Below are 24,654 nucleotides of genomic sequence, written 5' to 3' on the forward strand. Positions count from 1 at the left end.
CGTATAAGGAACAGTGAGATGATTATTTGTGTTACTGGCGCAACTGCTGGTTTTGGTCAAAGTATTACCCGCCGCTTCATTGCTACAGGTCACAAAGTGATCGCCAGCGGACGTCGCGCTGAGCGTTTAAAAGAGCTGAAAGATGAGCTGGGCGACAATCTGTATACCGTTCAGCTGGACGTGCGTAATCGCGCCGCCATCGATGAAGCGATCGCCTCCCTGCCCGCTGAATGGCGCAATATTGATGTGCTGGTTAACAATGCTGGCCTGGCGTTGGGTGTGGAACCGGCGCACAAAGCCAATATCGAAGACTGGGAAAATATGATCGACACCAACAACAAAGGTTTGGTGTACATGACGCGTGCGGTGCTGCCGGCAATGGTTGAACGCAATGTTGGTCATATCGTGAATATCGGTTCGATTGCCGGCAGCTGGCCTTACTTGGGTGGCAACGTGTATGGCGCGACCAAAGCGTTCGTGCGCCAGTTCAGCCTGAATCTGCGTACCGACCTTCACGGCACCGCGCTGCGCGTGACCGATATCGAGCCAGGTTTGGTGGGCGGAACCGAGTTCTCAAACGTGCGCTTTAAGGGCGATGACGATAAAGCGGGCCAGGTTTATGAAGGCACCACCGCGCTGACGGCGGAAGATGTCACCGAAGCGGTGTATTGGGTGACGACGCTGCCGAAGCACGTCAACATCAATACGCTGGAGATTATGCCGGTGACGCAAACCACCGCGGGACTGAAGGTGCATAAAGGTTAATCGCGGTTACACGCTGTTTGATCGAAATACCCGGGGCGACCATCCTGTGAGGCGCTCCGGCGGCTTTTGCCGCGACGACCGCATCGGGATGTTTCCCCTGATCTCGCACGCCGGTGTGGCCGATGATTACGCGCGGCCCCAACCGGTCACGATAATCAACATGCCGCTCAAGGCGACCAGCGCGCCGACCCAATCCCACGTACTCAGTTTTACGCCATCCACCACGCGCAGCCAGATTAGCGCCGTCAGCACGTATACGCCGCCATAGGCCGCATAAACGCGCCCGCTCGCGGCGGGATGCAACGTCAACAACCAGACAAACAGCGCCAGACTTGCCGCGGCTGGCACCAGCAGCCACGCAGTCATGCCCTTCTTCAACCATAGCCACGGCAGGAAACAGCCAACAATTTCCGCTATCGCAGTGAAAAAAAACAGCAAGGCGGTTTTGACCAGCATAGAAAATCTCTCGCTAAGCTAAACAAAGCGCTCACCGCTGGTGAGCAAAGAAGCAGCGATGATATACTAGCGCCAGTGGTTGTTACAGCCGCGATCCCGGCTGTGCTGGTGTTAACTGAAGGAAATGACGATGAAAAAACTGTTTTCCGCCCTGCTGGCTACCGTGGTGACGTCGAGCCTGTTAATGGCTGCGCCCATCGCTACGGCCAAAACCGATCGCCTGATTATTGAAGATGGCAGCAGCGCCTCCAGTAATGAAGCCGCGCGCCAGAGCAAAGAGCAGTGGAACGATACCAAAAACCTGCGTAATAAGGTCAATACGCGCGTTGAGAAAGAGTTCGATAAAGCGGACAAAGCCTTTGATACCCGCGATTCCTGCGAAAAGAGCTACAACGTTAACGCCTATTGGGAACCGAATACGCTGCGTTGCCTCGACCGCCGCACCGGACGTCCAATTGCACCTTAATCGTTTATCACTGCTATAGTTTTGACAGGATTTCTGACCAAAGGAGTGAATGATGAAAAAACGTAATGCAGTGCTGCTGATGGCGATGTTGTCGCTGCCGGTATTGGCGCAAGCTTCTTGTGAAAGCGTCAAAGCGGACATCAGCAAAAAAATCATTAACAACGGCGTCGCCGAATCGGACTTCACGCTGGATATCGTGGCCAATGATCAAGCCGATCAGGTCGGCGGCCAGGTTGTGGGTCATTGTGAGAACGACACACAGAAAATCGTCTACAAGAAAAATGGCCGTGATGGTGACAGCACCGTGCCAGACAGCGCGGGAAGCTCTCAGGATACGCCAGCGCAGTAAACTTTCGGGCGGCTCTCTGGCCGCCCTGCTTTTATTCCACTTCCGGCCTTTGTCGCGGCATTATCCACGCCACCCACAACGTTAGCAGCGCAATCAGCAACGACACGACAAACACCCAATGTAAAGAACTGGCGATTTGTCCGGTCCAGTCATGCAATGTCGCCTCCGACAGCGTCTGACGGCTTTCAGGCGACATGATTTTCTGCATCGGATCGTCGGCCTGCGGCAGACGCAGCGACAAGTTGAGGTTCAGCACCGCGCCCAATAACGCGGTACCAATCGCCGAACCGATCATGCGGCTGAACATGATTGAGGCGGTGCAAATGCCGCGAATGTCGTAATGCGCATGGTTCTGTACCGATACCAGAAACGTGGTGCTGGTCATGCCCATGCCGGTACCAATCACAAAGGCGGTGAATCCGGCCTGCACGATTGAGCTGTCGCTGCGCAGTAGCAGCAGTAATGCGCTGCCCGCAATCAGCAGCAGCGCGCCCAACTGCGCGGTGAAGCGATAGGAGGTGATAAGCATCAACCTACCGCTCAATGTACTGGCCAGCGGCCAGCCAATCGACATCATCGCCAGTGCGCTGCCGGCCTGCAGCGGCGTGCCGCCGGTGATGCCCTGAATCCAGGTTGGCAGAAAGGCGCTGATGCCCATCATACTGGCACCGATGATCAGGTTGCCGATGTTGCCTGCAACGATGAGCCGGCTGCGCCAGATTTCCAGCGGGAACAGCGGCGCATCAGCACGCTGTTCATGATGTTTTAAACGCCAGGCGGCGATGACTGCCAGCAGCAGGAATGGCAGCAGCCAGAAACCGAGCACTTCGGCCTGCAACAGCGCGACTAATAATGCCGTTACGCAGATCATCAGCCAGCAGCTGCCGGTGAGATTGAGCGTGGTGGCCTGATTTTGCTCACGCGATGGCAGAAAACGCGCCAGCAGCAGCATGGCGATGGCGCCAATCGGCACGTTGACCCAGAAAATCACCGACCAGCTAAAGTGCTGCACCAGCCACGCGCCGCTAAGCGGACCAATGATTGCCGCCACGCCCCAGACGCTGGAGAGCCAGCCCTGTACGTTGGCGCGTTCGCGCGGCGAATAGACGTCTGCCACAATGGTGGACGTTAGCGGCATAATCGCGCCGGCACCTAACCCCTGAAAAGCGCGAAACAGGATCAGCCACGCCATGCTGTGGGCAAATCCGCACAGAATCGATCCCAGTAAAAAGAGCGAAACACCGATAAACAACAGCCGTTTGCGGCCCCACATATCTGCCAGTCGGCCATACAGCGGCACGCTGACGGCTTGCGTCAGTAGATAGATGGAAAATACCCAGCCAAACTGCGAAAAGCCGCCAAGATCGGCAATAATGGTTGGCATGGCGGTGGCCACGATGGTGACTTCAATCGCCGCCATAAACATAGCGAGCATGCAGCCGATAAGAATCCAGTGGCGATGTTCCGTGTTCAATTCTGCAGTTTCAGTCATACGTCTCCTTAATTTCTAACAAGGCTAGCTGAAAATTCACCAGACCAGTTTCCTCTGCGTGCGCCCCATTTGTGACGACGTCACTTATTTCGATGAAAATTTTTTATTGTCGGACGATGCCTTATTCCACGCGGGTTAGATGGCGTTTTTTATTATTTCTATCTGTCTGATTTTGCCGCAAAAACTAGCGCTTATCGACAAGCATTGCTATAGGTCTAAGCGGTGCTTTCCAGATATTCACTGAAAAAGCATCTGATAACAGTCATTTTAACTGCAATTTAACGGGGTGAAGGATTTTCGTATGTGTACGTTTTAACACTGCGCCGTCATCCTGGGAATGACATTACCTATCGAACGATTTCTTGAATCAGGGAGACACTGGCTATGCAAAATGCATCGCTCGCCCGCCGCGCTGGGCTGGCTCTGCTCGCGATTGTTGCGGTGATTGCCCTGCTGGTTTGGGGTCTGGGGCTGAATACGCTGCGCGACCGGCGGGAAGATTTGGTTTATCTCGGGCAGCAGCATCTGTTTTTAGTGTTTTGGTCAATGTTCTTTGCGTTGCTGGTGGGCATTCCCAGCGGCATCCTGCTTAGCCGTCCATCTGCTCGTCGCTGGGCAGAGCACGTGATGCAAATTTTCAACGTGGGTAACACGCTGCCACCGCTGGCGGTATTGGCGCTCGCGATGGTGATTGTCGGTATCGGCGATCGTCCCGCGCTGATTGCCCTGTTCCTCGCCTCACTGCTGCCGATTGTACGTAATACTTTTGCCGGTTTAAGCGCGGTACCGCCGTCGCTGATTGAAGCCGCCAACGGTATAGGTATGACGAAGTTTCAGCGTTTGCGTCAGGTGGAAATTCCCAATGCGCTGCCGGTGATTCTGGCAGGCGTGCGCATCGCCACGGCGATTAACGTCGGTACCGCGCCATTGGCGTTCCTGATCGGTGCCAGCAGTTTTGGTGAGCTGATTTTCCCCGGCATCTACCTCAACGACTTCCCTACGCTGATCCTCGGCGCTGTGGCCACCGCGCTGGTTGCGCTGGTGCTCGACATGCTGCTCGCGGCATTGGGACGTTATCTCAGCCCGCACTCTGCGGCTTAACACAAGGAGCTTTGTGATGGCCACTGCCAACAAACTGGCGCGCTGGGTTAAACGTACTGCGCTGGCACTCACCGCGACGCTGGCAATCAGCCAAAGCGCCGCGGCTGCAACCCCGATTACCATGGCAACTAAGAGCTTTACGGAGCAGCACATCCTCTCCGCGATGACGGTGATCTGGTTGCAGAAGAAAGGTTTTCAGGTGATTCCCAAGACTAATATCGCCACCACCATTGGTCGTAACGCGATGATTAATAAACAGATTGATATGACATGGGAATACACCGGTACTTCGCTAATCATCTTTAACCACATCAATAAGCCGATGTCGACCGAAGACGCGTATAAAACGGTAAAACAGCTGGATGCGAAATTGGGCCTGGTGTGGCTTAATCCTGCACCGATGAACAATACCTATGCGTTTGCCATGCAACGCGATCGTGCGGAGAAAGAAGGCATCAATACTATGTCGCAACTGGTGGCGAAGCTGGAAGAGGTACGCAAGAACGATCCGGATCATAACTGGAAACTGGGTTTGGACCTGGAATTCTCAGGCCGCTCCGATGGTCTTAAGCCATTGCAGAAAGCCTACAACATGCCGCTCGATCGTCCGCAGATTCGCCAGATGGATCCCGGCTTGGTTTACAACGCGATTCGCGATGGCTTTGTTGATGCCGGTTTGATCTACACCACCGATGGCCGCGTGAAAGGGTTCGAACTCAAAGTGTTAGAAGATGATAAGCACTTCTTCCCAAGTTACAACGTCACGCCCGTAGTGCGTCAGGATGTGCTGGAGAGCCATCCGGGTTTGGATACGGCGCTTAATCAGCTCTCCGCGTTGATTAATGACGAAGCGATCACCGAGATGAATAAGCGTGTCGATATTGATCATCAGTCGCCGCAACAGGTGGCGCGTGATTTCCTTCAATCCAAGAACATGCTGTAAGGAGGCGCTGTGGATACCTTGCATTACATCATGAATAACTGGCACACCTTGATGACGCTCACCTGGCAACACACGTGGCTGGTACTGGTGGCGGTCGGTTTCGCCATTATCGTTGGCGTACCGCTGGGCATTTTGATTGTGCGCTTTAAGTGGCTGGCCACGCCGGTGCTCGGCATCGCCACCATTGTGTTAACCATTCCCACCATCGCGTTGTTTGGTTTGATGATTCCATTGTTTTCTATGATCGGTCAGGGCATTGGCGCCCTTCCCGCTATCACCGCCGTGTTCCTCTACTCGCTGCTGCCGATTGTGCGTAACACCCACACCGCGCTGGAGAATTTGTCTCCCGGACTGCGTGAAGCCGGTCGCGGGATTGGCATGACCTTCTGGCAGCGTCTGCGCTGGGTAGAAATTCCGATGGCGCTGCCGGTGATTTTTGGCGGTATTCGTACAGCGGTGGTGATGAATGTCGGCGTGATGGCGATTGCCGCCGTGATTGGTGCGGGCGGTTTGGGCCTGCAACTGCTCGACGGGATCAGCGGCAGCGATGTGCGCATGTTGATTGCCGGTGCCTTGATGATTTGTTTGCTCGCGATTGTGCTTGATTGGCTGCTGCACCGTTTGCAGTCGGCGCTGACTCCTAAGGGGATTCGATAATGATAAAACTGGAAAACCTGACGAAAACCTTTACGCAAAAGAACGGCACATCACTCAATGCCGTGGACAACGTCAGCCTTGAAGTGCCTGCCGGGGAAATGTGCGTGCTGCTCGGCCCATCGGGTTGTGGCAAAACCACCACCCTGAAGATGATTAACCGTTTGATTCCCTCCTCAAGCGGCAGGATTTTGATCAACGGTGAAGACACCAGCGGACAAGATACCGTCACCCTGCGCCGCAATATTGGCTATGTCATCCAGCAGATTGGTCTGTTCCCGAATATGACCATCGAGGAGAACATTACCGTGGTGCCACGCATGTTGGGTTGGGATAAGAAGCGCTGCCGTGAACGCGCCACGGAATTGATGAGCATGGTGGCGCTCGATCCGACCAAGTTCCTGCATCGCTATCCGCGCGAAATGTCCGGCGGTCAACAGCAGCGTATTGGCGTGATTCGCGCGCTGGCTGCGGATCCACCGGTTTTGCTGATGGATGAACCTTTTGGTGCGGTCGACCCAATCAACCGTGAAGTGATTCAGAACGAATTCCTTGAGATGCAGCGCCAGTTAAAAAAGACCGTTATGCTGGTTAGCCATGATATTGATGAAGCGCTGAAGCTCGGCGACCGCATCGCGGTATTTGGTCAGGGCAAAATTGTGCAGTGCGCCAGCCCGGATGAGCTGTTAGCCAAACCGGCGAACGACTTTGTTGGCTCCTTTGTCGGTCAGGACCGTACGCTGAAACGTTTGTTGCTGGTGCAGGCCGGCGATGTCACCGATCAGCAGCCCACCATCACCGTGCAGCGTAATACGCCGCTGCAGGAGGCCTTCGCCACCATGGACGATAACGATATGCGTTCGGTGACGGTGGTTGATGAAGATGGCAAGCCACTGGGATTTGTGAAGCGGCGTGAAGCGCGCGGCGCCACTGGCCGCTGCGAAGAGATGCTGCATACCTTTAAAGTGACCGGCAAAGCGGAAGAAAACCTACGCGTGGTGCTGTCGAAGCTGTATGAGCACAACACGGTGTGGATGCCGATCGTCGATGAGGAAGGTCGTTATAGCGGCGAGATATCGCAGGATTACATTGCCGATTATCTCAGTTCTGGACGTACGCGCCGTCGGTTGAATCCGTAAAACCCTAAGCAGTCGCCGAGGGGCATATGGCAGATCGTAAAGTCGCCATAAATCATCCCTGAGGCTCAGCCCGCGCCTTCCCTGGCGCGGGATGCTTTACTCCTCTGCCATATGCCCCTCGGCTATTTGACTACGTGCGCTTTGTTAGCGTGATTCCTCAGCGGTATTTACCGCTACCGCTTCGCTACGCTCTGAAGGCAGCACGACATTCAAAATAATCGCCAGTATCCCGCCGGTAGTCACCGCGTGACCAAACAGGTTGCTGATCAGTGTCGGGAACTGTTTCAGCACTTCAGGTACCGCTTCGACACCCAAACCGATACCAAACGACACGGCAACAATCAGCATCTCGCGACGGCCAAGTGGCGTTTGCGTCATCACACGGATACCAGCCGCCACCACGCTACCAAACATCACGATGGTCGCGCCGCCCAGTACCGGCGGTGGAATCTGCTGCAGCATATAGCCAATCGCCGGGAACATACCGAGCAGCACCAGCATCACGCCGATCACCATGCCAACATAACGGCTGGCAACGCCGGTCATTTGGATGACGCCATTATTTTGCGCAAAAGTGGTGTTGGGAAAGGCAGAGAACACGGCGGCGAGCAAGCAGCTGATGCCATCGGCGAAAATACCGCCCTGCATGCGGCGCTCAAACGCTTCGCCTTCAATCGGCTGCTGCGACAACATGCAGTTCGCCGTGAGGTCGCCCACCGCTTCAATCACGGCTATCACCGATACCAGCGCGATGGGAATGAAGATGGTCCAGTCGAAGGCAAAACCAAAACGGAATAGCGCCGGCATTACCAGCCACGGCGTATCGCCCATTGGCTTGAGGGTGAGATGGCCGGTTAACGCTGCGGCGATACAGCCCGCAGCAATGCCGGCCACCACCGCAACCAGCCGCGTCCAGCGATTTTGCGAACGGTTAAGTACGATAATCACCAGCAGCGTCAAGGCACCGAGCGCCAGATTGCCGGGCGCGCCAAAATCGCTGGCGTTATGGCCGCCAGCCCAATCGGTGATGCTGACTTTGATCAGGCTGATACCAATTAAGGTAATAACGGTGCCGGTAACCACCGGCGTCAACACTTTGCGTAATGGCGCGATGCAGCGGCTGATCAACATCGGAATCATCGCCGCCACCAGGTTGCAACCAAAGATCATCGCCATGATCTCTTCTGGCGATCCGCCGCGCGCTTTGACCATCAATCCGCCCGACAGAATCACCCCGAGAAAGGCAAAGCTGGTGCCCTGCAGGCAGATCATACCTGCGCCAATGCCCATAAAGCGGCGCGCCTGCAGGAAAGTACCGAGACCGGAAACGAGCAGTGACATACTGATCAGATAAGGGATCCATGCCTGTAATCCCAACACGGAACCAATAATCAGCGGCGGCGTAATGATGCCCACTACGCTGGCCAGCACATGTTGCAGTGCGGCACAAAATGCAGGCAATGGACCGATGCGGTCATTCAGCCCATACAACAAACCTTTCTCATCTGATTGCGACATACAGGTGCTCCGGCAAGATATTCATCAGAGCTGCTGATGCATGAATCACGCCAGAACAAGGGGTTTATTAAAAATTGGAAGTAAGATATTGAATATTCTGGCAATTAATTCAGTAAAGAGGAGGGCTGAATCTGAAATCTTAGATTCAGCCATTGATCATTTGCGGCTTTTTGTTTCATCAAGCCGCAGGCTTTGCACTGTTGTCGTGCGTAAAATTTTCATCGAGCAGTGAAACATCCAGATAACCACTCAGTTCCCGCTGTTCTGCGCGCGGCAGATAAGGCAACTCGCCTAGTAAAGGTGCGCCTAGCTTTTCTCTCAAAACATCAATAATTTCAGCGTAATGCGCCAGACTGGGATTAATACGGTTGGCTATCCAACCCACGAGTCGCAATCCATCCTGCGCAATCGCCTCGGCGGTCAGTAAAGCGTGGCTGATGCAACCTTCCTTAATGCCGACTACCAACACAACGGGTAAATGTTCCTGCCGCACCCAGTGGGACAAAGGCTGTAAGTCGTTCATTAAACTGCGCCAGCCGCCGGTGCCTTCTACCACTACGCGCGCGGCGCGCTGCTGCAAATCGTTTAGACTGCGGCTGAGCAACGGATAATCTATACGCTGCGACGCGCTGGTGCTGATTTCATCCTCTTGTAAGGCGATAGGATTGACGGCGGAATAATCGAGAGCGATACCTGAAGCTTGCTGTAATAACAGGGCATCTTTATTACGTAAGCCTTCAGTTGTAAGTTGCGCGCTTTTGGCGACAGGTTTGAAGCCTGCGGCGCACAGATTCGCCTTGGCAAAGCACTGCAATAACGCGCGTGATACCACGGTTTTACCCACCGCGGTGTCGGTACCGGTGACAAAAAGCGTTTTCACCATTCTCCTCCTTCATTAAAGCGATGTGTAACGTGCGAAGGAGGCAGTTTAAGGAAATGTTTTCACGGGCAGATTGCGTTAGGACAAACTTAAGGTGAGCTGTAATTATCCCTGCAACAGTTTTACCAATAAATGGCCGCTATAGAGCGCGTCTTTTATCAGTGCGGCGCCGCCAAAGGTGCCGGGATCGCTGAAAGCCGTTGGTGTGAGCTGAATTTCACTGCTGTATGCGGGCAACGCCTGTTGTCGGATGGTACTGCTCACCGCAGGGAACAGCACATCGGCGGCCTGATTGAGCGGCGAACCGATAAGGATTTGTTGAGGATTAAAGATATTCACCATCATCGCCAGCATGCGGCCAATATGATGTCCGACGCCCGCAATCACATCACGCGCCAGGCGATCGCCCTGCTGCGCGGCTGCGCATAAGCTCTCAATCGTCAACGGCGTCTGATGCAATACACTGTCCGGCTGCGACGGCAAACGCTGGGCGGTGAGAGTGAGCAAGCTTCCGATGCTGGCGACGGTTTCAAGACAGCCGTTATTGCCGCAATAACACTGCTGGCCGTAAGGATCGATTTGCGTATGACCAATTTCCACCAGCGTACGACCATTTTTGTGCAGCAGTTGTCCGCCGCTGATCACGCCCGCGCCGACGGTTTCATCAATCACAATCTGAATCACATGTTGCGCGCCACTGGATGCGCCAAACAGCGCTTCGGCTAACGTCCAGGCGGAAATATCATGCTGCACGAACACCGGCAGACCGGTGCGCTGCGCCAGCGTTTCTCCCAGCGGCATATCCTGCACGTCATAACCCGGCATACGATGGACCACGCCAGAAGCGGCGTTGATCAATCCTGGCAAGGTAATGGCGATGGCGGTCAAACGCTCCAGCTTGCTTTGGTGGCGAATAAAGAAGTCATTCACTGTCTCGTGCAAGGTTTGCAGCAGTGGTTTGTCGGCGCTGGCGTGCAGCGGCAGGCGATCTTCCTGCAGCGCGCGGCTGCTGAGATCGCGCAGCGTCAGCGTAATGAATCCGGGCTGAATGCGCACGGCGAGATAGTGCCAGGCGAGCGTATCGAGGATCAAACCAATCGCGGGACGACCGCGACTGCCCGGCTCCTGAAATTCAGTTTCCTGAACCAGATGGGCATCGAGCATTTCACGCACGATTTTGGTAATGCTGGCGGGTGCTAACTGGGCACGTTTAGAAAGCTCAATACGCGAAATCGGGCCGTAAAGGTCAATCAGTCGGTAAACCACACCTGCGTTGGTCTGTTTTATCTGATCAATATGACCAGGTTGACTGTACAGATTCACGCCCTGCTCCCATTATTTTCGCGCTTCTAAATAAACAGCAGCTATGGTGATGCAGATTGACCAGCAGCGTCAAATATTTGATTAGAAATGTGATTTATCGCACATAAAGTTTGGGCCCTCATTCAACTGCGGACTCAATTCTCTGCATTTTGCAGCATCAGCGACATCATATTGGTCATTTGCGCCGTCGGTTCTCGCGTCGCCGACCAGACCAGCCAAACTTCAGAAATCGCGTCGCTCTCCTGCAAAGGGATCCACACCACATCGGCCAGACGTGCACGGCTGAATGACGCCGGCAAAATGGAAACGCCGAGTCCGGTCGCCACCAGACCAAGGATGGTCATCGCCTCGCCCACTTCCTGCGTAATAAAAGGTTTGATTTGATAGCGATGCAGCAGCGCCAGGATTTCACCGTATAACGCAGTGCCGCCCTGCGGATCGAAAAATACAAACGGCTCGTTGGCTAATGCCTGAATGGAAATCGACTCTGCATCGGCCAGCGGATGCGCCCAATGCACTACCGCGCATAGCGGCTCACGCAGTAACACGCGGTGCTGCAGATCGCTGGGCAGCGGCGTATTGCGCATCACACCAAGATCGAGTCGAGCATCATGAAGTGGCGCAAGCTGCTGCCGCGTGTTGTTCTCCTGCATCTGAATGTGTACTTCTGGCCAACGCTGACGGAATTGGTACAGCGCGTCAGAAACCAGACCGGTAAACGGCGCTGAGGAGGTAAAGCCGATGCGCAACTCGCCCTCCTGCCCACTGTGCACGCGTGCGGCGCGGCGGGTGGCCTGCTCCACCTGTAACAAAATGGCACGCGCATCCTGCAAAAACAGCGCGCCGGCGGGCGTGATCTGTACGCTGCGATTGGTGCGGGTAAAAAGCTGGGCGCCAATTTCCTGCTCCAGTTGCTGAATCTGCTGACTCAGCGGCGGTTGCGAAATATTCAGGCGCTGCGCGGCGCGGCCAAAATGCAGTTCCTCCGCGACGGCAACGAAATAGCGTAAATGACGCAACTCAACATTCATACTTTAAAAGTCTCATTTGAGATTATTAATATATTGTACAACCTATTCGCCCTTTCCTACAGTAACGGCATGATTGTTCAAACGAGGATGTTCCGTGAGTCGCTCTTCTCAGGCGGTGATACTCGATGAAGACGAGTTGTCCGTAAAGCCTGCTCCAGCTGCAACCCCTTCAGAATGGATTGAACGCGGATCGCCGCAGTTTATGCGCGTGACGCTGGCGCTGTTCTCCGCCGGTCTTGCCACTTTCGCCCTGCTGTATTGCGTGCAGCCCATTTTGCCGGTGTTATCGCAACAGTTTGGTGTTTCTCCAGCGCAAAGCAGTATTTCTCTCTCGCTATCGACCGGCTTAATGGCATTGGGATTGCTGTTTACCGGGCCGCTGTCAGATGCGATTGGGCGTAAATCGGTGATGGTTACCGCGCTGTTGCTCGCGGCTATCTGTACCTTGATTTCCGCCACCATGAGCAGCTGGCAGGGGATTTTGCTGATGCGCGCGCTGATTGGTTTGTCACTGAGCGGGGTTGCGGCGGTTGGCATGACCTATCTGAGTGAAGAGATTCATCCACGCGTTATCGCCTTTTCCATGGGGCTGTACATCAGCGGTAACTCGATTGGCGGCATGAGCGGACGCCTGTTGACGGGCGTATTGACCGATTTCTTCTCGTGGCGCGTTGCGGTGGGCGTGATTGGCTGTTTCGCGTTGGCGGGCGCGCTGATGTTTTGGAAAATCCTGCCTGCGTCGCGTCATTTCCGTCCAGCTTCGCTGCGTCCGCGTAGTTTGCTGATCAACTTCCGTTTGCACTGGCGCGACAAAGGATTGCCGCTGCTGTTCTCTGAGGGCTTCCTGCTGATGGGCGCGTTCGTCACGCTGTTCAACTACATCGGCTATCGCCTGCTGAGTGCGCCCTGGTCGCTGAGCCAGGCGGTGGTGGGATTGCTGTCGGTGGTCTATCTGACCGGCTCCTGGAGTTCACCGAAAGCTGGCGCGATGACCAGCCGCTTTGGACGCGGTCCGGTGATGATTGGCGCAACTGCGATTATGCTGACGGGATTGCTGCTGACGGCGTTTAACTCACTGTGGCTGATTTTACCCGGCATGATGTTGTTCACCGCCGGATTCTTTGCGGCGCACTCCGTTGCCAGCGGCTGGATTGGCCCGCGTGCGCGTCGGGCTAAAGGCCAGGCATCGTCACTCTATCTGTTTAGCTATTACGTTGGATCCAGCGTGGCGGGTACGTTGGGCGGCGTGTTCTGGCACAGCTATGGCTGGATGGGCGTTACGACATTCATTAGCTTGCTACTATTAATGGCTTTGCTGGTCGGCTGGCGATTGCAGTGCCGGAAACTGTAATACCTTTCATCTGTTAAACGGGGCTAATGCGCCCCGTTCTCTCATCAAGTCCACGCCATCCGGTGATCTCACAGTCCCAGATAAAACAAAACGGCCATTCGTCGCTATAATTCATTCCATTCCAACAATAGTTAGACTTTTATTATTTCACAGCAATGAGGACGATAGATGGGACTCTATTATTACGTCGATAAGCATGCCGGCTATAACGACAACCATGTAGTTCATGCAACGGGATGCCCGTACCTACCCGCCGATGAGGCACGCCGTTTCCTTGGGACTTTCTACACGCCAAATGCCGCCATTCAGCAAGCGCGTAAATTTTATGGCAGCGCGCTGGGCTGCGAGCACTGCTGTCCGGTTGGGTTAAAAAAAAACATGACGACTCAGAATAGCGTGGCACTAAAACACATGGTGCGACTCTGATAATCATGATGTGAGAGTGGTCAGCAGACCTAACTCTTTTGTTAAGTAGAACTGCGGCGTTTCATAATAACGATAAATTTAAGTGTAATAATAACTGGACCTTAAGGCGCTCAAAGTGGCGTCAGGTCCAGTTGCCTCTTTCTCCCCCGTTGTTAATCTTGCTCGCTCTCTTATTGATGACAGAAAGCGTAAAAACCTCAGGCTATTAATTACGCCACTCTTGATAAAAAATATTCAGTAATAAAAGCCCGACAAACGGTTTCCCTCCGCTCATTAATGCTCCACAATAGCGGCAATTTGTGACTCCGGTCACTTTCTGGGGTGCTTTTTGCCCTTTCATTTGCCGTCTGACTGATTTGAACTCCATGCAATCTACTACTGTTTCACGTAAAACGGCCTGGCTACGCGTTGTACTGCTGGCTATTGCTGCTTTTGTCTTTAACACCACAGAATTCGTGCCTGTCGGTCTGCTGTCGGATATCGCCGCCAGCTATGACATGAAGACTGCCGATGTTGGCATCATGCTGACTATCTACGCGTGGGTTGTCGCGCTATTGTCGCTGCCGCTAATGCTGTTAACGCGCAATATTGAGCGTCGCCTGCTATTGGCCGTGTTGTTCATCGTGTTTGTTGCCAGCCATTTGCTCTCGTCTTTGGCATGGGATTTCACCTCACTGGTTATCTCGCGCATCGGTATTGCCTTAGCGCACGCCGTGTTCTGGTCAATTACCGCTTCGCTGGCCATTCGCGTGGCGCCTGCAGGCAAGAAAACTCAGGCGTTGAGTATGCTGGCAACCGGTACCGCGCTGGCGATGGTGCTGGGCGTGCCGATTGGGCGTATCGTCGGTCAATATCTTGGCTGGCGCACTACTTTTGGCATGATCGGCTTGTCTGCTTTGGTATTGCTGATTTTGCTGATGCGCATACTGCCGCGTCTGCCGAGCGAGCACACGGGTTCACTGAGCAGCGTTCCGATGCTATTCCGCCGTCCGGCGCTGGTGGCAATGTACGTTCTGGTTACCGTGGTGGTGACGGCGCATTACACCGCTTACAGCTACATCGAACCGTTTATGCAGGTGGTAGCCAATGCCGATGACAATTTCACCACGCTGCTGTTACTGCTGTTTGGATCAGCGGGCATTCTCGGCAGCGTGCTGTTTAGTACGCTGGGCAATAGATTCCCTTCTGCGATGCTGATCGCCGCGATTGCGATGATCACGCTAAGCATGGGCTTGCTGGTGTTTGCTGCAGTACGTCCCGCTGCAATCACCGTGCTGTGCATCGTTTGGGGCATGGCAATGATGATGATTGGTCTGGCGATGCAGGTGCGCGTTTTGGCGCTGGCACCGGATGCCACCGACGTCGCGATGTCGCTGTTCTCGGGTATCTATAACATCGGTATCGGCGCGGGTGCGCTACTGGGTAATCAGGTCAGTTTGCATATGCAAATGTCTGATGTCGGTAACGTCGGCGGCATTATTGGCCTTGCCGCACTGTTCTGGTGTATCGCTATCTTCCGCCGCTATCCTCAGCTGCGTTCAAACGGATAAGAAAAAAAGCTTCAGAAGGTTATCTTCTGAAGCCTTTTATTCACTTCCTGCGGAATGCTAAATTGCCCTCCGCTCAATTCTCTTAGTTATAAATTACTGCTGTGCCATTTAGCTTGTTGTTGCCAGAGGTCGAAGTGATGCGGAATGACTTTGCTCCGGCAGCACTGGCCTTTTCCGCTAGCTGATTCTCCAGCGATGTCAGGTTGGTGCTACCTGATGCGCTAACAACACCAATTTGTTGTTGATTCAGCGGCGCTTCGTTTACTAAGTCTGCAGCCATGCTACCAAACGCGATTGAAGACAATGCTACAGCGGCCAAAGTCAGTTTGATGCTTTTCATAATTTTGCTCTCTTAAACAGATGAATTGGGGTCGGTCGCGATTAAGTTAACAACCGTTAATTAAATGCTACTGCCGAAAGGGTCAGCGCGTCAATCATTTTATTAACGGTCATTATTTTAATCGGAAGTGGCGTGATTATGGGCTTCCCAGCCCTTTATGACTTATCCATTTGGGTGCTGTCGCCAGCCAAAAGCACAAACGGGCAAAGACGAACAGGCTCATTCCGGGCTGCGCTTGCATATTTATTTAATGATCGGTAATTTAATTGGGTGTTTCTACGCTTTGAGGTGCCCAATGACAGAAGTTATCGATGTGGTGAACAGGAAAACGCGCGGCCGTCCGAAAGTGTTTGATCGCAACGATGCCCTGGACAAGGCATTGATGTTGTTCTGGGCGCATGGCTATGAAGGCACTTCGCTGTCCGATTTGGTTAACGCTACCGGTGCGAAAGCCCCAACCCTTTATGCTGAATTTGAGAATAAAGAGGGTTTATTCCGTGCGGCGATGCAGCGATACATTGAAACCTTCAGCGCACAACGTAAAGCAGTGCTGAACGATGATGCATCAGACGTGAAAACGGCAATTGAAGCCTATTTTCGGGCAACCGCCGCGTGCTTTACTGAATGTGATAAGCCAGCAGGCTGTTTCTTCATTTGTACGTCGAGCGCGCTCTCTTCCGGCTCGGAAGAAGTGGCGCAAATGCTGGCGCAGCAGCATCATTCGCAGGAATCAGCGTTAAAAGCATTCCTTGATACCCGGCAGCAGCGCGGTGAATTACCGCAATGTGCCAATAGTGCAACCCTAGCCAGCTATCTGGCGTGTTTACTGCAGGGCATGTCGGTACGTGCGCGTGAAGGGGCCAATCGAGAGGATCTTGACCAGATTGTAGATACGCAGATGGCAATCTGGCCTGCTCTGGCGGGATATTGTGAGTTGAGCACCAAATAAAATTCAGGCCGACTTCCCTGTCGGCCTGAAATTACTGCCTCTATTCGAGCGGTGAGGCGAGCGAGCGTTAAGGCAGGAAAAACATCGGTTTTAACGCCGCACTCACCGGACTGTTATCCGGATTGGATGGCATTAAATCCTTCATGGATGCCCACCAGCGCTGACACACCTCCGTTTTTGCCACGGCTTCCCAGCGCGCTTCAGACTCAATTTCCACGCTGGCAAACAGCAGATTACGTTCAGCATCCAGCCAGATAGCGTAATTGTGCGCGCCATGCGCTTTTAACGTCTCGGCCAGCTCCGGCCAAATTGGCGTGTGACGGCGCAGATACTCATCGTGGCAGTGTGCATGCACCTGCATCACAAAGGCTTTACGCAACATCGCTGCGCTCCGCCTGCAGAGCGGCTTGCCACGGCTTAACGTTGAAGCGCTCACCCAGTGCGATCAGTTGCTCAGTGGTGATGCTTTGACGAATGCCACCCATCGACAGGGCTTTCACCACCACTTCGGAGGATTTCTCCGCAGTGTCGATCAGGCCAAAGGTCTCATCGAGGTTTGGACCGGCGCCAAAGATGCCATGGAACGGCCACATCACAATGCTGTGGTTTGCCATCGCGTCGGCTGTTGCCTGACCAATTCCGTCGGTGCCTGGCACCATCCACGGCAGAATACCGACGCCATCCGGGAACACCACCAGACATTCGGTGCTGCCTTCCCACAGCAGTCGTGTGAAGCGTGCGGAATCCAGATCGACCACATAGCTCAGCGCCATAAAGTTGGTGGCGTGGCAGTGCATGATGACGCGATCAACACCGTTTGAAACCTGCTTGCGCACGCTGTGCGACTGAAAGTGTGCTGCCAGCTCTGACGTTGGCAGGCCGCCATTACTCAAACCCCAATGGATTTTGTATGACAAGCCTTTGTCATCGACCTGCAGCAGCGCCAGACAGTCGGCCGGGTCGATCTGAACGTTACGGAAAAACTTACCCGATCCGGTGACCAGGAACCAATCATTGGCCAGCGCTGGAGCAGGTTTGGTTAGCTCGATACAGCGCGGCTCGGCGTAGAAATCACCGGCGAAATCTTTAACTTGTTCTGGCAGTAAACGTAAGCTGACGTTGCCGCCATTACGCTCATCCCAGCCTTTCAACCACATGTCGCTGGTCGCTTTAACCATTCCCTGAACAAAAGCGGAAGAGAGAATATTTTGCATGGTGTGTCCCTTAACGTTGACGCAGTGTTTGTTGTTCATAATGACGGACTTCGCTCAGCCAGCTGGCATCAGCAGGGACATCGTGGCGCAGACACCAGGCTTCCCACACGGCTTGCCACGGCAACGATTTTTGTTCTTCCAGCATCGCCAGGCGGCCGGTGTAATCCCCTTCGCTCTCCAGCTTGCGTAACTGATCGGTAGGTTCCAGCAGAGCACGCAGCAGCGCTTTTTTGGCATTACGTGTCCCAATTACCCACGCCGCGATGCGGTTGATTGACGCATCGAAGAAGTCGAGACCGATATACACTTTGTCGAACAGTTTGTGGCGCGCAATCTCGGTAGCGATGGCCTGGGTTTCATCGTCGAGAATCACCACGTGATCGCTGTCCCAGCGCACCGGACGGCTTACGTGCAGCAGCAGGCGCGGCACATAGAGCATGGCCGTGGAAATTTTGTCGGAAATCACTTCGGTTGGATGGAAGTGGCCGGCATCCAGAGTCAGCGCGGTCTGACGGCTACTGGCATAACCCAGGCAGAATTCATTGGAACCCACGGTGTAGCTTTCTGCGCCAATGCCAAACAGTTTGCTCTCTACCGCATCAATGTGGTGCGCAGGATTGAGTTTTTCACTGATCACTTCATCAAGCGCACTCGCCAGGCGTTGACGCGGTCCTAAACGATCGACGGTGAGATCTTTCATTCCGTCCGGCACCCAGATATTCATAACGGATGCGGTACCCAGTTGCTCACCAAAGTGTGCAGAGATACGACGGCTGGCCTTGCAGTGATCGATCCAGAACTGACGAATCCCTTTGTCGGCGTGTGACAATGTAAAACCATCGGCGCTCAGCGGATGGGAGAAACAGCTTGGATTAAAATCGAGGCCCAGCTTGTGCGTTTTGGCCCATTCCACCCAGTTGCTGAAGTGTTTCGGTTCAATCGCATCACGATCGACCGGCTTATCGCTCTCCAGATAAATCGCATGCAGATTGAGGCGTTTAGCACCCGGAATGAGTGACATCGCTTTTTCAACATCAGAGCGCAGCTCATCAGCATTACGTGCTCGTCCTGGATAGTTGCCGGTGGCCTGAATGCCGCCGGTCAGTTCACCGTTGGGATTTTCGAAGCCGCGCACGTCATCACCTTGCCAGCAGTGCATCGAGACAGGAATGCCATCCAGCTGCGCCATTACCTGTTCCACATCCACACCGATGGCGGCGTAACGTTGTTTGGCCAGTTCGAAGGCCTGTTCAATCAGCTTAGTCATATGCAAGTTCCTTAGCAGGTTGGCTGAGCGCGGTAAAGCGTGCCTGATTGGCAGCGAAGGCGCTGTTGTTCAACGGTTCAAATTTTTCTAACGGGAAGTTTTGGCTAATGCAGCGGCGTAAATCGCTGACGTCACGCAGTTCGCCCAAAGCAATGAGCTGGCAGCCGACGTTGCCGAGCGTCGAGGCTTCAATCGGCCCCGCCAATACCGGCAGCTGGCAGGCATCGGCACACAATTGATTTAACAGCGGGTTCTGACTGCCGCCGCCCACCACATGCAGTTGACGCAGCGGTGCCGCGCGCAGTGTGCCGAGTTCGCCAATCACCTGGCGATAGAGTAAGGCCAGACTGTCGAAGATGGTGCGAGCCAGCGCAGCCGGCGTCTGCGGTACGGGCATGTTCTGTTCGGCGCAGGCGTTTTGAATCTCCTGAACCATGCTGTCTGGATTGATAAAACGGCTGTGATTGGGGTTAACCAGCGCACAACAGGCGGGCTCTTTTGCGGCTTCTTTGATCAGCGAACAGAGATCGGTAATTTGCAGCTCAGTGCAGACACGTTGCAGCAGCCACAAACCCATAATGTTTTTCAGAACGCGGTAGCCTTCTGCTCCACCTTCATTGGTTACGTTGGCATTGAGCGCCGCCGTGCTGACACAAGGCTGCAAGCTCTCAATCCCCATCAGTGACCAGGTTCCCGAGCTGAGATAAGCGGCATCATCCTGCATTAACGGTGTGGCCAAAACCGCGCTCGCCGTATCGTGAGTCGCAACCGCGATCACCGGAACGTGGTTGCCGCTGGCGCTGGTCCAGTTACCGACAGTGTTACCTGGCGATGAGGGTTTGCCGAACCACTTAGCTGGCACGCCAGCCCAAGCAAGCAAATCGCTGTCCCATTCGCCGCTGTGAATATTGAGCAGTTGTGTGGTGGTGGCATTGGTGTATTCCCAGTTCATCTGGCCGGTAAGGCGATAGTGCAGATAGTCAGGAATCATCAGCGCATACTGCACTTTTTCCTGCCAATCTGGCTGCTGCTGATGCAGTGCGTGCAGTTGATAAAGGGTGTTGAATGGCAAGAATTGAATGCCGGTGCGCTGATAGATTGCACCTTTGCCGAGATCGTTAATGGCCTGAGCCATGTGCCCTTCTGTGCGCTTATCGCGATAACTTACCGCCTCGCCGACGCGTTCACCGTTGGCATCCAGCAACACCAAATCAACGCCCCAGGTATCGATGCCAATGCTGTCCGGCACAATGCCTTCATCATCAAGCTGGGCCAGCCCTAAACGAATCTCTTGCTCCAGTCGACCCAAATCCCAACAATCATAATCTGCACGGCGCACACGCTGATTGGTGAAGCGACGCACTTCGCGCAGGCTGATCTGCTGATTCGCTGAACTCCATTGTGCGAGCATCACGCGCCCGCTGGATGCGCCTAAATCAATGGCAACAATGTTACGCATACTCATGGCGTGTTCTTCCTGTAATGAGATGACTACAGATTAGAAATCTCCGCTTTTTGCCACCTTCCCCTTACTGCCAGTGCGTAATAGTCACTGGCAGGCTGACAAAGAAGTTCGTGAGAAAGCTCACAGAACCACACAAGTGGCGAGATGTGAGCCTTGCCGCATTTCTGTCAATCGCCGGTGAGATCTTGAAAAATTAGCCATTTTCCTGCGTCACTAAGATGAAAATTCAAGGTAAGGTGCGGGGCGCCTGCGTAGACTCGGCAACGGTTGAGTTAATTAAGAGGCGAATCATGACCGTTCTACATAGCGCAGATTTCTTCCCTGAAGGGAATTACGCCATCGCCATCGAGCCGCGTGTGCCGCAGCAGGCATTTCCGGAGCACCATCATGATTTCCATGAAATCGTGTTGGTGGAACAAGGTTCTGGCATTCATGTGTTTAACGGTCAGCCGCAAGCTTTATCCGCAGGATGCGTGTGCTTTGTGCGCGATCACGATCGTCATCTTTATGAGCAAACGGAAAATTTGTGCCTGACCAACGTGCTGTATCGCAGTCCGGCGTCATTTCGTTTTCTCTCGGGTTTGCAGGCGCTCCTGCCGCGCGAAGAAGAGGATCACTACGCGTCGCACTGGCGCATTAATCACAAGGTGATGGCGCAGGCGCTGCAAATCGTTACGCAGATGAAGCAGCAAGATGTGTGGTCGCTGGAACGTCACGCACGTCAGGAGCAACTTTTTCTGCAACTGCTGGTGTTGTTGCGCGAAGCGGCTCACAACGATCAATCACAGGATCAGGAAGCACGCTTACATCGGTTGCTCGACTGGCTCAATGAGCACTACAGTGAAGAGATTGTGTGGGATGCATTAGCCGATCGTTTTTCATTGTCGCTGCGCACTCTGCACCGCCAGATGAAGCAGCAAACCGGTAATACACCGCAGCGTTACCTGAATCGGCTTCGCCTGTTACAGGCGCGGCATTTACTGCGTCATAGCGATATGCGCATTACAGACATCGCCTACCAATGTGGATTTGGTGACAGCAATCACTTCTCCACGCTGTTCCGGCGGGAATTTGGCTGTGCGCCCAGAGCGGAGCGCCAGCAGATGCTATAACTGGAGCGTTTCCTCATGTCGCTGATCTTAACGCGCGAAGACTATTTTCCGGCCACCAATCTGCCGATTGCGGTGGCCGAGCGCATGCCGCAGCCCTCCTTTCCTCCGCACCGTCATGAATTCAGTGAAATCGTTATCGTCTGGCGCGGTAACGGCCTGCATGTGTTGAACGATCGTCCATGGTTGGTAACCTGCGGCGACGTTTTTTACATTCACGATAACGACTGCCACAGCTATGACAGCGTCAACGATCTGGCGCTGGATAACATTCTTTACTGCCGCGATCGCTTTCGTCTTAGCCTTGACTGGAGCCAATTGTTGCCGCCGCAAGAAGAAGATTCGCCGGGCTGCTGGCGTTTGACCACCCGCGGGATGGCGTTAGCGCGCGGTGTGATTAGCCAGCTGGAACGCGAAAGCCGCAAAAGTGATTCGCTATCGATTCAACTCTCTGAGGCGCTGTTTTTGCAATTAGCATTGATTCTGCGCCGTCACGGTTATGCTGCCGATCGGCCCTGGGCATTACCTGAAGGAGAACAATTAGATCTGCTGATGTCGGCGCTGCAAGGTGCCATCAGCCGTCCATTCGATTTGGCAGTGTTCTGCCAGCAGAATCAGTTGAGCGAGCGTGCGTTGAAGCAACTGTTTCGCCAGCAAACCGGTATGACCGTGGGACACTATCTGCGGCAACTACAGCTGTGTCAGGCGAAATATCTGCTGCGGACGCAGGATTGCTTAATCAGTGAAGTGGCCGCGCGTTGCGGCTTCGATGACAGTAACTACTTTTCGGTGGTGTTTACGCGGGAAACCGGTTTAACGCCGAGCGCGTGGCGGCAGCGTTTCCTGCCGCAGCGTGAACTCTCAGCAGAGAAAGTGAAGGCCTGACGTGCCGTAGCGGCGTCAGGCTTTACATCAGGCTGCCATGCCTAATCCAACAATGTTGGCAGCAATGATAATCACCACACAACCCAGTGAGAGAACGCGAACCGGACGTTGACCCGCCGATTTCCACTCTTTTAGTACCAGACCAACCAAACCACCGCACAGCACGTAGAGGCTCATATGCAGCATCCAACTGATGAAGTCATACTGTGCCGGAATTTTGGCGTGTCCCCAGGCGTAGAAGAAGAACTGCAGATACCACATGGTGCCGCCCAGCACGGCAAACGCGATATTGGCCAGCAGCATTGGTTTGGCGACGGAGAAATCACGGCGTACTGAAATATCGGTTTTTACCGCCAGACGGATGAAGCAGTAAGCCAGATTGATTAACGCACCACCGCCCATAATCACCACATAGCTTGGCAACGCAACATAGAGTGGATTGATACCCAGATTGGCTGCAGCTTCGTGCATCGGCTTGGCGGCATCCATCGCAAACGACATGCCGGCCGAGAAGATGCCGCACATCACGGCCAGAATCAGCCCTTTTTTCAGGTTGAACTCTTCGGCATTGATGCCCAGCGCCCGCTCTTTTAACAGACCGGCACGCGATACAATCCCCACGCCGATCAGCGCAACTAACACGCCGAGCAGCGTCATGCGTCCGCCGGGTGAGCTGAACAGCTCCACAAAGCGGCCCTGCAGCAGCGGCGTCATCAGGGTTCCCACCACTAAAGTGATACCAATGGCAATACCGATGCCCATCGACATCCCAAGGTAGCGCATGGTCAAACCATAGTTGATGTTACCGATGCCCCACATGGCACCAAACAGAAATACCGGCATCAGTTGAGAGAAACTGAAGCTGCCGTAATACGCCCAGAAGTTCGGCAGTAATACCGCACTGACTGCCCAGGGAAGAATCAGCCACGACATAACGCCGCCTACTGACCACATCGTTTCCCAGGACCACTTTTTCACCTGCTTAAATGGAGCATAAAAACAGGCGGCACTGGCGGCACCCACCAGATGCCAGAAAATACCTGCAATGATGGCACTGTTCATTGTTATTCCTTCGTAAGGTTTAGGCCAACAGGAAACCGGCGGTTTCCCGATTACCGGCAGTCTACGGTGGGCAGCTTTTCGTCAGCCTTTGGATGGCTGCCGGAAAGCGGAGGTTGCTGGCAAAATTCGGTGGGTCGTCAACATAAGGATCACAAAATCGCATTCGCAGGCAGGTCACGGGGTGATTTTTATAAGTGGCTTATTCTTCAACATATTTTTCTATTATGCTGTGTGGATCAGCACAGTTTTTGATTCACTGCCACTGCAACAGTTAACATGGCAGTCACACAAAGCCGCGTACCAGACTTTCCCCGCAGGCGTTTAATCCGTATAACGTTGGGAAAATCATCAGGACGAAGGATTGAGATGAATACCAAAAGATTGCGGCTGTTGCTGTCACAATCGGTGAGCCGCGTGATGCTGGATGACATCCGGGCCATCGTGCCGGCGCAGGCGCTGAACGTCTTTATTAATGGATTAGATGAAGCACATTACGCCACGCTGGATTGCGTGCAGAGCGAGGAGAATTGCGCCCTGCTGGCTTCGGTGATTGTGGTGTGGCGACAGCTGGGTCACGTTCATGCGATTCATTATCAGAAAGGTGAGCATCTGCGTCAGGTCGACGACGCCACGCAATTCCAGCTGTTCAGTATGATGAAAACCCATCGCGCGATCGTGCAGATCGCTTAACTCTCGGGATGACTATGAAAATCGGACTGCTTTTCCCTATTGCCATCATCATTGCTGGCGTCAGTTTTTTGGCGTGGTTTATTGTCAGCGGCGCGGCGATGCCAGGTTCCTGACATTTTTTAACATACCTTAAATCACTACTAAGCCGCTGAAAGCGCGGCATTTCGCCAGGAATGCTGCGTCTGTCGTGCTGTTCTTCCCTTCTTTGCCATCCCTCAAGTCGCATTGG

General features: G+C 53.9%; 27 protein-coding genes. 15 read left to right on the plus strand and 12 right to left on the minus strand.

What is annotated here, in order from left to right; genetic code table 11:
* The first annotated feature begins 18 nt into the window (after nt 1-18).
* The gene (gene ydfG / locus FCN45_RS09820) at nt 19-765 is read left to right on the plus strand and encodes a bifunctional NADP-dependent 3-hydroxy acid dehydrogenase/3-hydroxypropionate dehydrogenase YdfG (protein ID WP_137385816.1); all 747 of its coding nucleotides are present in this window, start codon (nt 19-21) and stop codon (nt 763-765) included.
* A gap of 126 nt (nt 766-891) precedes the next feature.
* Here the strand turns inward: ydfG and FCN45_RS09825 are convergent, their stop codons facing one another.
* The gene (locus FCN45_RS09825) at nt 892-1,221 is read right to left on the minus strand and encodes a YnfA family protein (RefSeq protein WP_137385817.1); all 330 of its coding nucleotides are present in this window, start codon (nt 1,219-1,221) and stop codon (nt 892-894) included.
* 130 nt (nt 1,222-1,351) lie between these two features.
* Here FCN45_RS09825 and FCN45_RS09830 point away from each other — a divergent pair, with 130 nt between their 5' ends.
* Together FCN45_RS09830 and FCN45_RS09835 are read left to right on the plus strand one after the other, a co-directional pair.
* The gene (locus tag FCN45_RS09830) at nt 1,352-1,687 is read left to right on the plus strand and encodes a DUF1283 family protein (RefSeq protein WP_137385818.1); all 336 of its coding nucleotides are present in this window, start codon (nt 1,352-1,354) and stop codon (nt 1,685-1,687) included.
* A 52-nt stretch (nt 1,688-1,739) separates the two neighbouring features.
* Complete coding sequence (locus FCN45_RS09835) at nt 1,740-2,036, plus strand: DUF1161 domain-containing protein (protein ID WP_110866185.1); 297 nt, start codon at nt 1,740-1,742, stop codon at nt 2,034-2,036.
* A 31-nt stretch (nt 2,037-2,067) separates the two neighbouring features.
* Here the strand turns inward: FCN45_RS09835 and FCN45_RS09840 are convergent, their stop codons facing one another.
* Nucleotides 2,068-3,528 carry an MDR family MFS transporter gene (locus FCN45_RS09840; protein WP_137385819.1) on the minus strand — a complete coding sequence of 487 codons (1,461 nt, stop codon included), beginning with the start codon at nt 3,526-3,528 and terminating at the stop codon, nt 2,068-2,070.
* Between the two features lie 384 nt (nt 3,529-3,912).
* On the opposite strand from FCN45_RS09840, the gene FCN45_RS09845 reads away from it, so the two are divergent.
* The 4 genes from FCN45_RS09845 to osmV are packed head-to-tail and all read left to right on the plus strand — an operon-like array spanning nt 3,913 to nt 7,365.
* The gene (locus FCN45_RS09845; RefSeq protein ID WP_137385820.1) at nt 3,913-4,629 is read left to right on the plus strand and encodes an ABC transporter permease; all 717 of its coding nucleotides are present in this window, start codon (nt 3,913-3,915) and stop codon (nt 4,627-4,629) included.
* 16 nt (nt 4,630-4,645) lie between these two features.
* A complete protein-coding gene (locus FCN45_RS09850) occupies nt 4,646-5,572 on the plus strand; it encodes a glycine betaine ABC transporter substrate-binding protein (RefSeq protein ID WP_008108905.1) in 927 nt (308 codons plus the stop codon).
* A 9-nt stretch (nt 5,573-5,581) separates the two neighbouring features.
* Nucleotides 5,582-6,229, plus strand: a complete 648-nt coding sequence (gene osmW, locus FCN45_RS09855; protein WP_064738719.1) for an osmoprotectant ABC transporter permease OsmW — start codon at nt 5,582-5,584, stop codon at nt 6,227-6,229.
* Nucleotides 6,229-7,365: an osmoprotectant ABC transporter ATP-binding protein OsmV gene (osmV, locus tag FCN45_RS09860; protein ID WP_101764353.1), complete on the plus strand. Its 1,137-nt coding sequence runs from the start codon at nt 6,229-6,231 to the stop codon at nt 7,363-7,365. Before osmW ends, osmV begins: the two co-directional genes overlap by 1 nt.
* A 144-nt stretch (nt 7,366-7,509) precedes the next feature.
* Here the strand turns inward: osmV and FCN45_RS09865 are convergent, their stop codons facing one another.
* From FCN45_RS09865 to FCN45_RS09880, 4 genes are all read right to left on the minus strand, one after another.
* Complete coding sequence (locus FCN45_RS09865; RefSeq protein WP_137385821.1) at nt 7,510-8,883, minus strand: nucleobase:cation symporter-2 family protein; 1,374 nt, start codon at nt 8,881-8,883, stop codon at nt 7,510-7,512.
* A 178-nt stretch (nt 8,884-9,061) separates the two neighbouring features.
* The gene (gene bioD / locus FCN45_RS09870) at nt 9,062-9,766 is read right to left on the minus strand and encodes a dethiobiotin synthase (RefSeq protein ID WP_137385822.1); all 705 of its coding nucleotides are present in this window, start codon (nt 9,764-9,766) and stop codon (nt 9,062-9,064) included.
* Nucleotides 9,767-9,868: 102 nt separating this feature from the next.
* Nucleotides 9,869-11,086 (minus strand): ROK family protein, encoded by a 1,218-nt coding sequence (locus FCN45_RS09875; protein WP_137385823.1) that lies wholly within the window; start codon nt 11,084-11,086, stop codon nt 9,869-9,871.
* Between the two features lie 134 nt (nt 11,087-11,220).
* Nucleotides 11,221-12,117: a LysR family transcriptional regulator gene (locus FCN45_RS09880; RefSeq protein ID WP_137385824.1), complete on the minus strand. Its 897-nt coding sequence runs from the start codon at nt 12,115-12,117 to the stop codon at nt 11,221-11,223.
* A 94-nt stretch (nt 12,118-12,211) separates the two neighbouring features.
* Between FCN45_RS09880 and FCN45_RS09885 the strand changes: the two genes are divergently transcribed.
* From FCN45_RS09885 to FCN45_RS09895, 3 genes are all read left to right on the plus strand, one after another.
* Nucleotides 12,212-13,468, plus strand: coding sequence for an MFS transporter (locus tag FCN45_RS09885; RefSeq protein WP_137385825.1), 1,257 nt, complete (start codon nt 12,212-12,214; stop codon nt 13,466-13,468).
* Between the two features lie 168 nt (nt 13,469-13,636).
* Entirely contained in the window at nt 13,637-13,894 is a 258-nt protein-coding gene (locus FCN45_RS09890; RefSeq protein ID WP_137385826.1) for a hypothetical protein, read from the plus strand.
* A gap of 365 nt (nt 13,895-14,259) precedes the next feature.
* A complete protein-coding gene (locus FCN45_RS09895) occupies nt 14,260-15,444 on the plus strand; it encodes a sugar transporter (protein WP_137385827.1) in 1,185 nt (394 codons plus the stop codon).
* Nucleotides 15,445-15,526: 82 nt separating this feature from the next.
* Here the strand turns inward: FCN45_RS09895 and FCN45_RS09900 are convergent, their stop codons facing one another.
* Nucleotides 15,527-15,784 carry a YdgH/BhsA/McbA-like domain containing protein gene (locus FCN45_RS09900; protein ID WP_101764345.1) on the minus strand — a complete coding sequence of 86 codons (258 nt, stop codon included), beginning with the start codon at nt 15,782-15,784 and terminating at the stop codon, nt 15,527-15,529.
* A gap of 295 nt (nt 15,785-16,079) precedes the next feature.
* Here FCN45_RS09900 and FCN45_RS09905 point away from each other — a divergent pair, with 295 nt between their 5' ends.
* Nucleotides 16,080-16,733, plus strand: a complete 654-nt coding sequence (locus FCN45_RS09905) for a TetR/AcrR family transcriptional regulator (protein WP_137385828.1) — start codon at nt 16,080-16,082, stop codon at nt 16,731-16,733.
* A 67-nt stretch (nt 16,734-16,800) separates the two neighbouring features.
* Here FCN45_RS09905 and rhaM read toward each other — a convergent pair whose 3' ends face one another.
* From rhaM to rhaB, 4 genes are read right to left on the minus strand one after another with little or no spacing between them, the layout of a single operon-like run.
* A complete protein-coding gene (gene rhaM / locus FCN45_RS09910) occupies nt 16,801-17,115 on the minus strand; it encodes an L-rhamnose mutarotase (RefSeq protein ID WP_008108878.1) in 315 nt (104 codons plus the stop codon).
* Complete coding sequence (gene rhaD / locus FCN45_RS09915) at nt 17,105-17,947, minus strand: rhamnulose-1-phosphate aldolase (protein ID WP_137385829.1); 843 nt, start codon at nt 17,945-17,947, stop codon at nt 17,105-17,107. Before rhaD ends, rhaM begins: the two co-directional genes overlap by 11 nt.
* 10 nt (nt 17,948-17,957) lie before the next feature.
* Nucleotides 17,958-19,214, minus strand: coding sequence for an L-rhamnose isomerase (locus tag FCN45_RS09920; RefSeq protein ID WP_137385830.1), 1,257 nt, complete (start codon nt 19,212-19,214; stop codon nt 17,958-17,960).
* The gene (gene rhaB / locus FCN45_RS09925) at nt 19,207-20,679 is read right to left on the minus strand and encodes a rhamnulokinase (RefSeq protein ID WP_137385831.1); all 1,473 of its coding nucleotides are present in this window, start codon (nt 20,677-20,679) and stop codon (nt 19,207-19,209) included. The genes FCN45_RS09920 and rhaB overlap by 8 nt, the downstream gene beginning before the upstream one ends.
* 290 nt (nt 20,680-20,969) lie before the next feature.
* On the opposite strand from rhaB, the gene rhaS reads away from it, so the two are divergent.
* On the plus strand, nt 20,970-21,791 hold the full coding sequence (gene rhaS, locus FCN45_RS09930; RefSeq protein ID WP_137385832.1) for an HTH-type transcriptional activator RhaS: 822 nt from the start codon (nt 20,970-20,972) through the stop codon (nt 21,789-21,791).
* A gap of 15 nt (nt 21,792-21,806) precedes the next feature.
* Nucleotides 21,807-22,673: an HTH-type transcriptional activator RhaR gene (gene rhaR, locus FCN45_RS09935; protein ID WP_137385833.1), complete on the plus strand. Its 867-nt coding sequence runs from the start codon at nt 21,807-21,809 to the stop codon at nt 22,671-22,673.
* A 27-nt stretch (nt 22,674-22,700) separates the two neighbouring features.
* On the opposite strand, the gene rhaT is transcribed toward rhaR, so the two are convergent.
* Nucleotides 22,701-23,735, minus strand: a complete 1,035-nt coding sequence (gene rhaT / locus FCN45_RS09940) for an L-rhamnose/proton symporter RhaT (RefSeq protein ID WP_101764338.1) — start codon at nt 23,733-23,735, stop codon at nt 22,701-22,703.
* Nucleotides 23,736-24,101: 366 nt separating this feature from the next.
* On the opposite strand from rhaT, the gene FCN45_RS09945 reads away from it, so the two are divergent.
* Nucleotides 24,102-24,425 (plus strand): hypothetical protein, encoded by a 324-nt coding sequence (locus FCN45_RS09945; RefSeq protein WP_101764337.1) that lies wholly within the window; start codon nt 24,102-24,104, stop codon nt 24,423-24,425.
* A 14-nt stretch (nt 24,426-24,439) separates the two neighbouring features.
* Nucleotides 24,440-24,538, plus strand: a complete 99-nt coding sequence (locus FCN45_RS09950; protein WP_137385834.1) for a YoaK family small membrane protein — start codon at nt 24,440-24,442, stop codon at nt 24,536-24,538.
* Nucleotides 24,539-24,654: the final 116 nt, after the last annotated feature.

Source organism: Pantoea sp. SO10, assembly GCF_005281435.1.
Classification (GTDB): Bacteria; Pseudomonadota; Gammaproteobacteria; order Enterobacterales; family Enterobacteriaceae; genus Pantoea; species Pantoea leporis.

Coding starts and splice junctions, on each gene's coding strand:
- ydfG (WP_137385816.1), top strand. CDS start 19: ATGATTATTTGTGTTACTGGCGCAACTGCTGGTTTTGGTCAAAGTATT.
- FCN45_RS09825 (WP_137385817.1), bottom strand. CDS start 1,221: ATGCTGGTCAAAACCGCCTTGCTGTTTTTTTTCACTGCGATAGCGGAA.
- FCN45_RS09830 (WP_137385818.1), top strand. CDS start 1,352: ATGAAAAAACTGTTTTCCGCCCTGCTGGCTACCGTGGTGACGTCGAGC.
- FCN45_RS09835 (WP_110866185.1), top strand. CDS start 1,740: ATGAAAAAACGTAATGCAGTGCTGCTGATGGCGATGTTGTCGCTGCCG.
- FCN45_RS09840 (WP_137385819.1), bottom strand. CDS start 3,528: ATGACTGAAACTGCAGAATTGAACACGGAACATCGCCACTGGATTCTT.
- FCN45_RS09845 (WP_137385820.1), top strand. CDS start 3,913: ATGCAAAATGCATCGCTCGCCCGCCGCGCTGGGCTGGCTCTGCTCGCG.
- FCN45_RS09850 (WP_008108905.1), top strand. CDS start 4,646: ATGGCCACTGCCAACAAACTGGCGCGCTGGGTTAAACGTACTGCGCTG.
- osmV (WP_101764353.1), top strand. CDS start 6,229: ATGATAAAACTGGAAAACCTGACGAAAACCTTTACGCAAAAGAACGGC.
- FCN45_RS09865 (WP_137385821.1), bottom strand. CDS start 8,883: ATGTCGCAATCAGATGAGAAAGGTTTGTTGTATGGGCTGAATGACCGC.
- bioD (WP_137385822.1), bottom strand. CDS start 9,766: ATGGTGAAAACGCTTTTTGTCACCGGTACCGACACCGCGGTGGGTAAA.
- FCN45_RS09880 (WP_137385824.1), bottom strand. CDS start 12,117: ATGAATGTTGAGTTGCGTCATTTACGCTATTTCGTTGCCGTCGCGGAG.
- FCN45_RS09890 (WP_137385826.1), top strand. CDS start 13,637: ATGGGACTCTATTATTACGTCGATAAGCATGCCGGCTATAACGACAAC.
- FCN45_RS09895 (WP_137385827.1), top strand. CDS start 14,260: ATGCAATCTACTACTGTTTCACGTAAAACGGCCTGGCTACGCGTTGTA.
- FCN45_RS09900 (WP_101764345.1), bottom strand. CDS start 15,784: ATGAAAAGCATCAAACTGACTTTGGCCGCTGTAGCATTGTCTTCAATC.
- FCN45_RS09905 (WP_137385828.1), top strand. CDS start 16,080: ATGACAGAAGTTATCGATGTGGTGAACAGGAAAACGCGCGGCCGTCCG.
- rhaM (WP_008108878.1), bottom strand. CDS start 17,115: ATGTTGCGTAAAGCCTTTGTGATGCAGGTGCATGCACACTGCCACGAT.
- rhaD (WP_137385829.1), bottom strand. CDS start 17,947: ATGCAAAATATTCTCTCTTCCGCTTTTGTTCAGGGAATGGTTAAAGCG.
- FCN45_RS09920 (WP_137385830.1), bottom strand. CDS start 19,214: ATGACTAAGCTGATTGAACAGGCCTTCGAACTGGCCAAACAACGTTAC.
- rhaB (WP_137385831.1), bottom strand. CDS start 20,679: ATGAGTATGCGTAACATTGTTGCCATTGATTTAGGCGCATCCAGCGGG.
- rhaS (WP_137385832.1), top strand. CDS start 20,970: ATGACCGTTCTACATAGCGCAGATTTCTTCCCTGAAGGGAATTACGCC.
- rhaR (WP_137385833.1), top strand. CDS start 21,807: ATGTCGCTGATCTTAACGCGCGAAGACTATTTTCCGGCCACCAATCTG.
- rhaT (WP_101764338.1), bottom strand. CDS start 23,735: ATGAACAGTGCCATCATTGCAGGTATTTTCTGGCATCTGGTGGGTGCC.
- FCN45_RS09945 (WP_101764337.1), top strand. CDS start 24,102: ATGAATACCAAAAGATTGCGGCTGTTGCTGTCACAATCGGTGAGCCGC.
- FCN45_RS09950 (WP_137385834.1), top strand. CDS start 24,440: ATGAAAATCGGACTGCTTTTCCCTATTGCCATCATCATTGCTGGCGTC.